Annotated in this window: 8 protein-coding genes; 6 read left to right on the top strand and 2 right to left on the bottom strand. The window is 56.8% G+C overall.

Annotated elements, in window-relative coordinates:
- Positions 1–64: 64 nt before the first annotated feature.
- Together FGZ14_RS00320 and FGZ14_RS00315 are read right to left on the bottom strand one after the other, a co-directional pair.
- A complete protein-coding gene (locus FGZ14_RS00320) occupies positions 65–3,106 on the bottom strand; it encodes a TAT-variant-translocated molybdopterin oxidoreductase (protein WP_139920069.1) in 3,042 nt (1,013 codons plus the stop codon).
- 157 nt (positions 3,107–3,263) lie between these two features.
- Positions 3,264–4,613, bottom strand: coding sequence for a cytochrome c3 family protein (locus tag FGZ14_RS00315; RefSeq protein ID WP_139920067.1), 1,350 nt, complete (start codon positions 4,611–4,613; stop codon positions 3,264–3,266).
- A gap of 378 nt (positions 4,614–4,991) precedes the next feature.
- On the opposite strand from FGZ14_RS00315, the gene rpsF reads away from it, so the two are divergent.
- The 6 genes from rpsF (at position 4,992) to priA (ending at position 13,620) form a co-directional block, all read left to right on the top strand.
- Positions 4,992–5,366, top strand: a complete 375-nt coding sequence (rpsF, locus tag FGZ14_RS00310; RefSeq protein ID WP_139920065.1) for a 30S ribosomal protein S6 — start codon at positions 4,992–4,994, stop codon at positions 5,364–5,366.
- Between the two features lie 8 nt (positions 5,367–5,374).
- On the top strand, positions 5,375–5,626 hold the full coding sequence (rpsR, locus tag FGZ14_RS00305) for a 30S ribosomal protein S18 (RefSeq protein WP_044002832.1): 252 nt from the start codon (positions 5,375–5,377) through the stop codon (positions 5,624–5,626).
- A 21-nt stretch (positions 5,627–5,647) separates the two neighbouring features.
- The gene (gene rplI, locus FGZ14_RS00300; protein WP_139920063.1) at positions 5,648–6,091 is read left to right on the top strand and encodes a 50S ribosomal protein L9; all 444 of its coding nucleotides are present in this window, start codon (positions 5,648–5,650) and stop codon (positions 6,089–6,091) included.
- A gap of 445 nt (positions 6,092–6,536) precedes the next feature.
- The gene (locus FGZ14_RS00295; protein ID WP_139920061.1) at positions 6,537–8,891 is read left to right on the top strand and encodes a GSCFA domain-containing protein; all 2,355 of its coding nucleotides are present in this window, start codon (positions 6,537–6,539) and stop codon (positions 8,889–8,891) included.
- A gap of 90 nt (positions 8,892–8,981) precedes the next feature.
- Positions 8,982–11,003 (top strand): thioredoxin domain-containing protein, encoded by a 2,022-nt coding sequence (locus FGZ14_RS00290; protein ID WP_139920059.1) that lies wholly within the window; start codon positions 8,982–8,984, stop codon positions 11,001–11,003.
- A 70-nt stretch (positions 11,004–11,073) separates the two neighbouring features.
- Positions 11,074–13,620, top strand: a complete 2,547-nt coding sequence (gene priA / locus FGZ14_RS00285; RefSeq protein ID WP_139920057.1) for a primosomal protein N' — start codon at positions 11,074–11,076, stop codon at positions 13,618–13,620.
- Positions 13,621–13,631: the final 11 nt, after the last annotated feature.

Raw genomic sequence — 13,631 nt, 5'->3', positions numbered from 1 at the left:
AAAGGAGTAGATGGGGAGGGTAGCAGTGCAGTGGGCGCTCCTACCCTCCCCCGTGGCTCAATTTCTAGGCATTAAACTCTGACGACTCCGTGTTCCGGATTTTCGTCAGGTACGTGACATTCGGCTGCACGTTGATGGAGTCGAGCACGTGGAAAGCACGTTCACCATCTTCGCGACGCAGGATTTGCGAGATGCGGGAATTGGGGTCGCGCATATCACCAAACACGATGGCTTGGGTGGGGCAAGACTGAGCACAGGCAGAAACAACTTCCCCATCTTGCGGGCGACGCTTCTGCTTCTTAGCCTCCAGCTTGCCGAGTTGGATACGCTGCACGCAGAACGAGCACTTCTCCATTACCCCGCGGGCCCGAACCGTTACATCCGGGTTCAGCACCATACGACCAAGATCAGTGAACATATGGCCGTTTACGGTTTCAAACTTCTCGTTCGAGTAGTACGAGAACCAGTTGAAACGACGAACCTTGTACGGGCAGTTGTTCGCGCAATAGCGTGTACCTACGCAACGGTTATAGGTCATCTGGTTGAGACCTTCCGAACTGTGGGTAGTTGCCAGTACGGGGCACACTGTTTCGCAAGGAGCGTGGTTGCAGTGCTGGCATAGCATGGGTTGGAAAATAACCTGCGGATTCTCCGAGGGGTCCTCCATTGCAGCGTATGTATCCAGCTTGCCTTCTGTCTCGAACTCCGTTTTGTGGTGGTTAGAGCTGTAATACCGGTCGATACGCATCCAGTGCATTTCACGACGGTTGATTACTTCCTGCTTACCAACTACAGCTACGTTGTTTTCAGCCTGACACCCAATCACGCAAGAGCCGCAGCCAATGCATGAGTTGAGGTCGATGGCCATACCCCAGTGGTGATTCTTGTACTCGTAATCCTGCCACAGAGAAACTTTGTTTGGTTTCTCCAGGCCATCGGGAGTCGAAATCTTCTCGTATTCCGTTACCTCTTTCGGATTCTCGATGTATTGCTTAAGCGTAGCCTCCTGAACCACTTGCTTGCGGTCCATGATGGTGTGGTGAGTCTGCGTCTGGGCAATTGGCTCCTGAGTACCGGTAGCAGCCAGGGTAACCGAAGCAACGTAGTTGATAGCATCATTGCGCATGCCTAACAACGGCAGCACGTTTTTGCCAAGGTCGTTGCCTACTTTACCAGCGTTGGTGCGACCGTAGCCCAGGGCAATACCAATTGTACCTGCAGCCTGACCCGGCTGGATCAAAACGGGCAGTTGAATGGACTTACCGTTTGCCGTTACCGTTACTACATCCCCCTGCTCCCATTTCTGGGCGGCAGCGTAAGCACGCGGTACAGTTACATAGTTACCCCAGGTAGCTTTAGTTACCGGATCCGGAAGCTCCTGCAGCCAAGGGTTGTTAGCAAACAGGTTAGAGCCATTACCAATACCTACTTTTTCATAGACGGCCAGTTCAATACCTGAAGGCTTGGGAGCCGACTTGATAGCACTAATGGCACCAGTCACGTCAAGTGCGGGAGCCACTTGTGCGGCAGGGGCCGCAGTAGCTGTGCCGGTAGCAACTCCGTCATGGACGGCTTTATCCCAGGCTTTGTTGAAGTCGCCGCCCAATACACCTTTCCACTGGTTGCGGAGGTAGTTATAGTAGGTGGTAGGGTTACCGGCCCAGGTCAGGAGAGAATCCTGAGCCTGACGCGTTGCGAACAAGGGCGTAATTACAGGTTGAGCTAAGCTCAGGAAGCCGCGCTTCGGTTCGTAATCGTTCCACGACTCCAGGAAGTGATGGTCAGGAGCAGCATAGGTGCACAGTTCACCGGTTTCATCCAGACGGTCGTTCAACGAAATCGTCGTACGTACTTTACCTGCCTTCAGAGCCGCTGCTAAGTCAGCGCCCATGGGGTGGTCGAATACCGGGTTGGCGTGATAGAAAATCACGGCGCCTACCTGACCACTATTGATGTCACGCAGCAAACGGCTCATCCGGGCATCGTCGCCTTGACGGATGTAGGACGGGTTAGCTACATCAACTGCGGCCGAGCCGAGTGCTTGGTTGATAGCGGTGACCAGCGTCTGTACGGCCGGATCATTTGACCCCGATACCACCAGACCCCGGGCACCGGCGCGCTTCAGCTCAGCAGCTGCTGTCTGCAGCTGTTTGTTGCTATATGAGGAGGCGCTGCCACCGCCAACTACGGCATTGTAAACAGCCAGTACCGCCTCTCCCATTTCTGAGGGTTTCAGTGGTACCCGCACATCGGAATTAGAGCCAGTCAGGCTCATGTTGCTTTCGAACTGGAAGTGACGAGACATCGTCTGCTTCTCCTTCGAAACCTTCCGATTAGTAATATACTGGCGAGCGTACTCCACTGGCGACAACCAGGTTCCCAGGAAGTCAGCACCGAAGCTCACAATTACATCTGCCTTGCTGAAGTCATAGGCTGGTAGTACACCACCATTGGCACGCAGCAGACCCGATGCAGAGTTCACGTCATACATGACGTGCTCAGTACCAGCAAAACGACCAGCAAATTCAGCAATAACCTTCTTTGTGGAAGGGCTGATGATAGTAGGCGAAACAATGGCAATGCGACCCGCACCGGCCAGTGCATTGCGCACTTCCTGGTCCAGCTGGTCTTTGTCGATCTTAGCACCCTTCTTGGCGAAGTGCTGCAGACGGCCGCCATCGTAGAGGCTGAGCACCACGGCTTGAGCCCGAGCCGACAGACCACCTCGGGTAACCGGAGACTCGGGGTTTCCTTCGAACTTAATCGGACGACCCTCACGGGTTTTCACCAAGAGGCTGTTATAGTCTTGGCCGTTGAAAAAAGTAGAAGCGTAGAAGTTGGCAATACCCGGATCAACCTCTTCAGGTTTGTTGAGGTAGGGAATAGCCTTCCGGACGGGGGCTTCGCAGCTAGCGAGGGTGGCAGCGGCAATACCGAAGCCCATCAGTTTGAGGAAGTCTCGGCGCGGCGCAATGGTAGCATCGGCGCCGCCATTGGAGTCCTTCACCGGCAAGAAGTCAGCAAACTCAGTGAGTGCATTCTTCACAAACTCCGGCGAGTTCTCCAGTTCCTCAACTCCCTTCCAGTACTTAGGCGACTCTTGCATCGTGTTTTTGGAACTTAGGGTCTTAGAGACTTAGGGACGTCACTTGTTGGGCGGGACAGTCTCTAAGCAAGCTTTTTTTAGAGGAAAATGAGGGCTTAAACCCCATCAGGCCCGGTCAGTTATTCCAAGCCTGATGGGACTTAAGCCCTGGGTAATACTAGTAGTGGCACTTCGAGCACTCAGTACCGCCGTTCGAAGAAACCGTGAACGGAACGGCTCCATTCGACTTGTCGTGCAGTTTCACGAGGTTGTCGTAATAGCCATTGCCTTTGGTATTCAGCGGAGTTTCGCGGTGGCAGTTAATGCACCAGCCCATAGTCAGGGGCGAGTACTGATATACTACGTCCATGTTCTGGATAGGACCGTGGCAGGTTTGGCACTCAATGCCGCCAACCTGCGTGTGCTGCGAGTGGTTGAAGTAAGCCAGATCAGGCAGGTTGTGGATACGAACCCACTGAATGGGCTGCTTCCGCTCAATGGCACGGTAGATCTTCTTGATTTCCGGCGACTCCGTTTTGATCTGCGAATGGCAGTTCATGCAGATGTTGGCCGAAGGAATGTTGGCCGACTTGCTCTTATATACCGAGGTGTGGCAGTAGGCGCAGTTAATCTGGTGCTCACCAGCGTGCAGCTTGTGAGAGAAGGCAATCGGCTGCGTGGGCTGGTAGCCCTGCTGCAGGCCTACCCCCATGGCACCCTGGATAGATTCGTACAGCACAGCCAGCACGAATACAACCCCTACAATGGCACGAACTGCAGTTGACTTGTAAATCTTCGAGAAGTCGAAACGCTGCTCCAGTATCTCCCGGTCGCGACCATCCAGGTCCTTGCGGCCACGGAGCACATCTTTCATGATGTTGGCGATAATAACCAGGGTTACTACCAGTACAATCAGTACTACTACCAGCACAATCAGCAATACGTTCATGTACTTACCGGCGCCAGCCTCAGCGGTATCAGCGCCACCAGCAGGGCCTTGCTCACCGGGCTTGATGCCGGTACCATTGGCATTGTCATTAGGGCCAGTAGCCTTACCTTCCTGCGAGGTTACCCACGCAACGATAGAAGTGATTTCCTGATCAGACAGCTGGAAGCTGGGCATCTGCTGCTTGGAGTACTGGTTGAATATTTTCACCGAGTACTCGTCGCCGCTGGCAACCATTTTGCTTGAGTTCTTTACCCAAGGAATGATCCAGGACATAGGCCGGCGTTTGGAGATACCAGCGAGGGCCGGGCCTACCACCACCTCGTTCACGGCGTGGCACTGGGCACAGTTACCTTTGAAGAGAGCATCGCCGGCTGCAATAGCAGCAGCGTCGCCACCGCCGGCAGCGGGAGCGGCCGCCGTGGCGGGAGTTGCGGCAGCCGTAGCGCCGGGGGCCACACCTTCCTTGCTCACGGCCGGAGCCGATCCAACCGCTTGCGCCAAAGATTCACCAATGGTAGCAACGGTCAGGAAAAGAGCGAGAAAAAGGCGGGAAAGGGGACGAAGTCGGATGCTATTCATAGCACAATTTGACTGGAAAAAAGAAACGCGGGGGTGCTTCAAGGCCACAAATGTAGGTCGGGAAACCCAGAGAACAAACCCGCTTTGGCTAATTTTCGGCTGGCCCAGCTAGCTTAGAATCATTCTAAAATTGCTGCCCGCCTCTACCTGAACAGGATGAAGGATGGTTTGCTAAACCCAGGACCTATACTCACTATAGCAAAGCAGCTTCACCCGATTTTTCAACTCATTGCAAGCCAGAAAGTTTCACCCACATAGTGCTAATTATCAGTTTCAGTGGTTTATTTAAGTAAAGTATAGCCACGCAATGGTACTTGCAACAAATCCTGTTATCTTTGCCCCTCATTTAGTTTTTCACACAATTTTCACCCCGTCGTAATGGCAGTAAGAAATTACGAGACGGTCTTCATTTTGACTCCCGTACTGAACGAGGGTCAGGTGCAAGAGACGGTCGAGAAGTTCTCGCAGGTGCTTAAGGAAAATGGCGCCGACATCATCAACACTGAAGCTTGGGGCCTCAAAAAGCTGGCGTACCCAATTCAGAAAAAGAACACCGGTTATTACTTCCTCGTGGAGTTCACCGGCGAAGGAAACATCGTGGACACGCTGGAGCTGGCTTTCCGCCGCGACGAGCGCATCATCCGTTTCCTCACCACGGTTCTGGACAAGCACGCTGTAGTGTACGCCGAGCGTCGTCGCAAAGGCGAGATGAACCAGCAGAAAGCTAAACAGTCGGAAGCCGTAGCCCAGTAGTTAAGAAAATGAGCCTCGCCAACGAAAAAATCCACAAGCAGGATACGCGCAAGAAATACTGCCGCTTTCAGAAGAACGGCATCAAGTACGTAGACTACAAAGACCCGAACTTCCTGCTGAAGTTCGTGAACGAGCAGGGCCGCATCCTGCCCCGTCGCATCACAGGCACCAGCCTGAAGTTTCAGCGCAAAGTAGCGCAAGCCGTAGCTAAAGCCCGCCACCTGGCGCTGATGCCCTACGTAACTGATTCGCTGAAGTAACCCGCCAACCGTAGTACTGACATGGAAGTAATTCTGAAAGACGACGTTAAAGGCCTGGGCTACAAGAACGACATTGTTACTGTAAAGCCCGGCTACGGCCGTAACTACCTGCTCCCGCAGGGTCTGGCTGTTCTGGCCGACAAATCCAACAAGAAAATCGTAGCTGAGAACGTACGTCAGGCTGCTCACAAAGCCGAGAAAGTGAAAGCTGACGCGCAAGCGGTAGCTGACAAAATCGGTGACGTGGTACTGGATATTCCGGCTAAGGTGGGCGAGAGCGGCAAAATCTTCGGCCGCGTAACCACGCTGCAGCTGACGGATGCCCTGAAAGCCAAAGGCATCGAGGTGGACCGCAAGCGCGTGTCGTTCGACTCGGAGCCCAGCGTAGTAGGTTCTTACACTGCTACCGTTGACCTGCACCGCGAAGTAAAGCACAAGCTGAACTTCAACGTAGTTGCCGAATAAGGCACACTCGGTAAAACAACTGGAAACGCCCAACTACTTTTACAGTGGTTGGGCGTTTTTTATAGTGGCATATAGCACTTCATTCGCAAATGGTGCCGCTATACAGGACATTTCATACCGAGATATACCTAAGTGCCATCGGGTTTTCGGCGGCAGCTTAGAGTTTTACCTCTCTCATCAGCATCAAAAGCGAAAAGGCAACAGGCTTATTCAGGAGGACGGTGCGACGCGTAACCCGGTAACGGCCGAAGACGAATATATCTTCTGGCGCCTGCTTCGATTTCCTTCCCTGCGCTAACTTCGGCGCCCTAAGTCTAGGAACCTGCTTTTTTAGGCTACTGCTCAGCACGCGAAGCCAAGAGTAGCACCTGCTGCTTTTTGGCTGAACGCGGGATGTTGAGTAGGTTGCCTGTCCGTTGGCCCGCCAAAGGCCGTATTAATAGAAATGTTTCGTACTGAACTACCGCTTACGCCCCACCCGCAACAACTGCCCCTCTCGGCGCGGGTACTGACGCTAGGCTCCTGCTTTTCTGACTCCATTGGATCCCGACTGCGCGACTTTAAGGTTGCGACCATGGTGAACCCTTTTGGTACCGTGTTCAATCCTATTTCAGCCTGCAAACTGTTGCGGGCCGCCGCCGGAGAGGACACCGACTGGCAGCAGCACTTGGTAGAGGCCCGGGGCCGCTGGCAGAGTCACGACCTACACGCTGAAGTAGGAGCCGACAATCCGGTGGAGCTACTGCAGCATATCCAGACCCTGACGCGGGAGACGGGCGTATTTCTAGCTACGGCCGACGCAGTAGTGCTGACGCTGGGTAGCGCCTACGCTTACCGGTTACGCGAAACCGACGAAATTATCAGCAACTGCCACAAGCTACCGGCCGAAAAGTTTAACAAGGAGCTGCTGACCGCCGATGAGATTATCGCAGCCGTGGCAGAAACCCATGCCTATCTGCGGCGAATTAATCCCAGGCTGCGATTTATTCTGACGGTTAGCCCGGTTCGGCACGTCAAGGATACGTTGGTTCTCAACTCGGTCAGCAAGTCGATGCTGCGGGTGGCATGTCATTACCTGAGTGACTTACTGCCTGATGTCACCTATTTCCCGGCATACGAGCTTCTACTGGACGATTTGCGCGACTATCGGTTTTATAGCTCCGATATGCTGCACCCATCGGAAGTAGCCGAGAACTATATCTGGGAGCGTTTCACCCGGACGTATTTTGATGCCGCTTTTGGTCGGTTCAAAAAGGAATGGGAAACCATTCGGCAAGCCTTGGGACACCGGCCGCTCTACGCGGCGGCCCCGGAACACCGACAGTTCCTGGAGGGTACGCTGGAGCGGCTGCGCCGGCTCAGCGGCCAAGCTGATGTCCGGATGGAGACGCTGCACGTAGAGCGGGAATTGGCCGCCCTACCCCTTCCTCCTGCCCCCGCAGAGCCGGAGCCCGAGGAGGACTTCGATGACGAAGAACGCATTGATATTGGTGACCTCGGCGAGGAAGAAGCTGGGGCAGCAGCTGCGCTTGTTGGGCGGGGAGCGGGTGTACTGATTGAATCCGAAGAAGAGGTGGTAGAAGAACCCGAAGAGGAGGAAATTACGCCTGATTCGGCGTATGAGCACGCTTATCTGGCAGGGGCTACGGATGAAGAAGAGGAAGCCAGTTTGCCAACTGACGCCGTAGCAGGCTCAGAACTCTTTGAGGGTGAAGAGCCGGTGAAAAAGAAAAAACGCCGCTCGAGAGGCGGAGCCAAGCGTACCAAGCGCAAGCACGCCCGTTTGGCTGCTGAAGCTGAGGCCGCTCAGGTGACTGCTGCTACTTTGGCGCCCCTGGAAGAGCCGCAGGAAACGATAAGCCTGGAGCCAACCTCAGAGGTGCTTTATATTACTGAGGCCGAGCTGCGCCGAGGCCAGCTGCCAGCTTCCGAACCGGAAACGGTAGAAACGGAGGAAGCTCCAGCTGCTACCCCTGCAGATTCTGCTGAACCTACTGAAACTGCACCGGAAAAGCTCGCCCGACGTAGCCGAAACCGGCGCCGGGAACCCCGGGAGGACGCTCCAGCTCGCTCGGGTGGCCGTAATGGCCGGCGGCCATTGTATGCTGCAGAAGACCTGGAATCGGACGACTCTATCTCAGAAAAGGCCCGCCCCGAAGCTAACCAGATCCTTGCTACACCCTTAGTGCCGGAGCCCACTGTCGCAGAGCCAGCCATAACGGCACAACCCCAACCCGAGGCAGCAGCTCCCGCACCCGAGCCACCAGCTCCTACCGGTCCAGCCGATGCAGATGTTCCTGACGCAGCGGCTCTGGAAGCTGCTTTGCCCGCTGCTACGCGTGCTACCCGCTCCCGCAAGCCGGCGCCTGCCCAAGCTGCCCGGCCGCCGAGAAGCCGTAAGGCAGCGCCAACCGCTGAAACTACCTCACAGGTGGCAGAGCCCGAAGCCGCACCCGTGACGCCCGCTCCTACCCTGCCCACTGATATATCAGCCGCTACGGATGCAGCGGCTCCCGTTCAGAAACCCGCCCCGAAGCCCCGCAACAAGCGGCAAGCAGCGGCACCGAAGGCGGCACCTGAGGTAAGCCCTGCGGAAGCACCTGCTACCACTGCGAGTGAGCCGCCAACGGCCGTGCGCAAACGCGCCCCTCGACGGCCGGCAACAAAACCAACGGCCCCTGAGCCTACCCCCGCCGCAACGCCGGAAGCTTCGCCTGTTGCCCCGGAGCCAGCCAAGCCACGGGCGCGGGCGCCCCGCCGCAAACCGGCACCCGACGCTTCCTCGCCCGAAACCACTTAATAAAAAACCCGGCCGTCAGTGGCCGGGTTTTCTTTTGGTACTGGCATCGTCCTAGCGTTGCATTTCTTAGTTCCTACCCCCTCACTGCGTATGAACCTCCCCCCTAACCGTCTGGCCCAGGAATCGAGCCCCTACCTGTTGCAGCACGCGCACAATCCCGTGGACTGGTACCCGTGGGGAGCTGAGGCCCTGCAACGGGCCCAAGCTGAGAACAAGCCCATATTGGTGAGCATAGGGTACGCCGCCTGCCACTGGTGCCACGTGATGGAGCGCGAGTCGTTTGAGAACCCGCAGGTCGCGGCCGTGATGAATGCCCATTTCGTGTGCATTAAAGTGGACCGGGAGGAGCGCCCCGACGTGGACCAGGTGTATATGGATGCTTTGCACGCCATGGGAATACAGGGTGGCTGGCCCCTGAACGTCTTTCTAACCCCTGAGGCCAAGCCCTTCTATGGGGGCACGTATTTCCCGCCCCAAAACTGGCTGCAGCTGCTAGCCAGCATCGGGCGCGGGTACGCCGGCGAGTACCGAAGCGAGCTACAGGCCTCCGCCGAGCAGTTTGTGCAGGTGCTTCGGCGCGGTGAGCTGGATAAGTACCGTCCGGCTGAGGCTGCTGATGGCTTGTCGGACGAAGAATTCAAGCTGCTGGTGTACAACCTGGCCTCGAAATTTGACCGGGAGAAGGGAGGATTAAATCGGGCGCCGAAGTTTCCGATGCCCAGCATCTGGCGTTTTCTGCTGCATACTCACGCCCTCAGCGGCAGCCCTACCCTCCTGAACCAACTTAACCTGACCTTGCGCCAGATGGCCCACGGCGGCATTTATGACCAGATAGGAGGTGGCTTCGCTCGTTACTCGGTGGATGAAGCCTGGCTGGTTCCGCACTTCGAGAAGATGCTTTACGACAACGGGCAACTGTTGACTTTGTATGCGGAAGCGTTTCAGGAAACCAATGACCCGCTTTACCAACAGGTGGTGTATAATACTGTGGCCTTTCTAGAGCGTGAGATGCTGAGCCCAGAGGGAGGCTTTTACTCTTCTCTGGACGCGGACACGGAAGGCGTGGAAGGCAGATTTTACGTCTGGACTCAGGAGGAGCTGCAGGCTGCGTTGGGCGACGAAGAGCCGCTGGCCTCGGCCTACTACTCTTGCTTACCGGTAGGCAACTGGGAGCATGGCCTGAACATTCTGCACCGCACCAGCCCGGATGCGGAGTTTGCCCAACAGCATGGCCTATCCCCGGCCGAGCTGCAAACGATGGTTAAAAAATGGCAGCAGAAGCTGCTAACCGCCCGCGACGCCCGTACCCGCCCGGCCCTCGACGACAAAATCCTGACCGGCTGGAACGCGCTGCTCCTGCAGGGTCTGACGGATGCCTACCGGGCCTTCTCCGAGCCACAGTTTCTGGAGCTGGCCTTGCGGAACGCCCGTTTCCTGCGTGAGAAGCTTCAGACAGCTACAGGACTCCAGCGCAACTACAAAAACGGGCGCGCTACCATCCCGGCTTTTCTGGAGGACTATGCCCTCTTGATTCAGGCCCACATCAGCCTGTATGAGGTTACCTTCGCAGAGGAGTGGCTACGGGAAGCCGAGCAGCTGACCGAGCACGTGCTAGCCCATTTCCTCGACCAGCAGGAGCAGCTGTTCTTTTTCACGGCTGATAACGGAGAGGCGCTCATTGCCCGCAAAAAGGAGCTGTTCGACAATGTCATTCCGGCTTCCAACTCCGTGATGGCGCACAACCTGCATCGGCTGGGCCTGCACCTGGAAAACAGCCGGTACCAGGAACTAGCCGCTGCCATGATCCGGCAGGTACAGGCGCTGGTAGTACAGGAACCACAAAGCCTCGCAAACTGGGCCCTGCTGTACACGGCGCTACTGCGGCCCTCGGCGGAAATTGCCATTGTGGGGCCCCAGGCCGAACAATTTCGCCAGGAGCTTAGCCGACATTATTTACCCAACGCGGTTATAGCTGGTAGTGTGGGCGCTAGCTCCCTACCCCTGCTGCAAGGCCGAACCGCCCGGAACGCGCAGACCACTATCTATGTCTGCTTTAACCGGACCTGCCGGCAGCCGGTGCACTCCGTAGCCGAGGCCTTAGCTCAGCTTTGATGCGCCCGCGGCTACCGGTTCCGGCCCCGGCTGTGTTATCTTTACCTTCCGCTTCCAGTCTGATTTTCCCTTGAGCCTCACGTTTGACTTTGTCCAGCCCCAGCCGGAACCCGCCGCCGACCGCCTCACGCTGTTCGCCGACGTGATTCTGCCGCTGCCGCTGCCCAAGCTGTACACCTACCGCGTTCCGTTCGAGCTGAACGACCAGGTAGTAGTGGGCGGCCGGGTGATTGTGCAGTTTGGGGCCAAGAAAACGCTGAGCTGCATCGTGGCCGCCGTGCACGAAAACCCGCCCAAGGAGTATCAGGCCAAGTACATTCTGGAGTTCATTGATGATGCCCCGGTAGTAACCCAGCCCCAGCTGAAGCTTTTCCGCTGGATGGCCGATTACTACCTCTGCACTTTAGGCGAAGTCATCAATGCGGCCCTTCCCTCGGCCCTCAAGCTCAGCTCCGAAAGCCGCGTACAGCTACACCCCGCCTTCGAGCCCGAAACCAACCCCTACCCCCTCAGTGAGCAGGAACAGAAGATTGTAGATGCCCTGAGCACCGGCGAGGAAGGCAAGTCCCTGACGTTTACGGAGGTAGGCGACCTGCTAGGTATTGCCTCATTTCATAAGTACATCAAGTCCCTAATGCAGAAGGACGTGGTGTTTCTGTTCGAGCATTTGCAGGATAAGTATTCGCCCAAGGTGGTGAAGAAGGTGCGGCTGGCTCACCACTTGGTAGCCGAGGCGGCGCTGGAGCAGCTGTTCGCCCAACTGGCCAGCAAAAGCAAGCAGCTGGATGTGCTGATGCGCTATCTGCAGCGCGTGCCGGTGTATCAGAACGAGTACGCCAACCACAAAGGCATGGAAAAGGCGGCCCTGACCAGCGCGCCGCACCTCTCGCCTTCGGCCGTGAACACGCTCATCAAAAATGGGGTGCTGGAGCAGTTCGATGTGATTGTGTCGCGCTTTCCGCTGGATGAGGACGACGCCGAGGCCAAGATGCACTTCACCCTGAGTGAGGCCCAGCAGGAAGCCCGCAATGACATCATGCGGCAGTTTCAGGAGAAGGATATTGTGCTGCTGCACGGCGTAACGGGCGCGGGCAAAACCGAAATCTACATCGACCTGATTAAGCAGGCCCTGGATGGCGGCGGGCAGGTGCTGTACCTGCTACCCGAAATTGCCCTGACCGCCCAGATTGTAACCCGCCTGATGCGCGTATTCGGCTCGCGGCTGGGTGTGTACCACTCCAAGTTCTCCGACAACGAGCGGGTAGAAGTGTGGAACGGGGTGCTGTCGGGGCGGTTTCAAGTGGTGATTGGGGTGCGCTCCTCCGTGTTCCTGCCCTTCGATAACCTCGCCCTGACTATTGTAGACGAGGAGCACGAATCGAGCTACAAGCAGTACGACCCCAGCCCCCGCTACAACGCCCGGGAAGTAGCCCTGATGATGGCCAACTTCCAGGGGGCCAAAACTCTGTTGGGCTCGGCTACCCCCGCCGTAGAAACCTACTACCAGACGCGCACGGGCCGCTACGGCCTGGTTTCCTTGACGAAGCGGTTTGGCGAGGCAGGCCTGCCCGAAGTAGAGCTGGTGGACACCCGCAAAAGCCGGGAGCAGAAAACCATGCACAACCACTTCACGCCGGAGCTGATGCAGGCCATGGAAGGCAAGCTGGCGGCTAAGGAGCAGGTCATTCTGTTCCAGAACCGCCGGGGCTACGCGCCTTTCATCAACTGCCTCGACTGCGGCTGGATTCCGAAGTGCAAGAGCTGCGCCGTGAGCTTAAGCTACCACAAGCACAGCCACGAGCTGCGCTGCCACTACTGTGGCTACCATGAGCGCATGTACGCGCAGTGCCCGGCCTGCGGCTCGCGCAACGTAAAAACAGTGGGTTTCGGCACCGAAAAGCTGGAAGACGACCTGAAGGTGATGCTGCCCGAAGCCAACGTGCAGCGCATGGACCTGGATACTACCCGGGCTAAGAACGCCTACCAGCAGATTATTTCCGACTTCGAGAAGCAGAATACCAACGTGCTGGTGGGCACTCAGATGGTAACCAAGGGCCTCGACTTTGCCAACGTGAGCCTGGTAGGCATCATCAATGCCGACTCCATTATTCACTACCCCGATTTCCGGGCCCACGAGCGGGCCTTCCAGATGTTCGTACAGGTAAGTGGGCGGGCGGGCCGCAAGGGCAAGAAGGGCCGCGTTATTATCCAGACCGGCGACCCGCAACAAGTGATTTTTGACAAGGTAATCCGCAACGACTACCTGGAGTTTTACGAGTACGAGATTCTGCAGCGACGCGAGCATGGCTACCCCCCGTTCATGCGCATTATCCGGCTAACCGTGAAGCACATGGACGCCGTGGTGGGCGAACGGGCCGCCATTCTGCTTACCCAGGAACTAGTGGACCGCCTGGGCCGCGAGGCCGTGCTGGGCCCCGAAGCGCCCTACATCTTCCGCATCCGCAACTTCTACTTGCAGGAAATTACCGTCAAGCTGAGTCGCGAGCATACCGTGCTCCGCGCCGCCAAAGCCGATATCCTGGAGGCTATCAACCTCGTGCGCGACCAGAAGGAGTTCAAACAGGTGCGCATCGCCGCCGACGTGGACCCGATGTAGGGCACAGCGTA

The sequence above is a fragment of the Hymenobacter sp. DG01 genome (genome assembly GCF_006352025.1).
Taxonomy (GTDB): domain Bacteria; phylum Bacteroidota; class Bacteroidia; order Cytophagales; family Hymenobacteraceae; genus Hymenobacter.
Note: the sequence above shows the minus strand (reverse complement) of the source record. Positions and strands in the feature narration are given on the sequence as shown.

What these genes read in the sequence shown, in the direction of transcription:
- FGZ14_RS00320 (WP_139920069.1), bottom strand. Translation starts at nt 3,106, where the DNA reads ATGCAAGAGTCGCCTAAGTACTGGAAGGGAGTTGAGGAACTGGAGAAC.
- FGZ14_RS00290 (WP_139920059.1), top strand. Translation starts at nt 8,982, where the DNA reads ATGAACCTCCCCCCTAACCGTCTGGCCCAGGAATCGAGCCCCTACCTG.
- rplI (WP_139920063.1), top strand. Translation starts at nt 5,648, where the DNA reads ATGGAAGTAATTCTGAAAGACGACGTTAAAGGCCTGGGCTACAAGAAC.
- FGZ14_RS00295 (WP_139920061.1), top strand. Translation starts at nt 6,537, where the DNA reads ATGTTTCGTACTGAACTACCGCTTACGCCCCACCCGCAACAACTGCCC.
- rpsF (WP_139920065.1), top strand. Translation starts at nt 4,992, where the DNA reads ATGGCAGTAAGAAATTACGAGACGGTCTTCATTTTGACTCCCGTACTG.
- rpsR (WP_044002832.1), top strand. Translation starts at nt 5,375, where the DNA reads ATGAGCCTCGCCAACGAAAAAATCCACAAGCAGGATACGCGCAAGAAA.
- FGZ14_RS00315 (WP_139920067.1), bottom strand. Translation starts at nt 4,613, where the DNA reads ATGAATAGCATCCGACTTCGTCCCCTTTCCCGCCTTTTTCTCGCTCTT.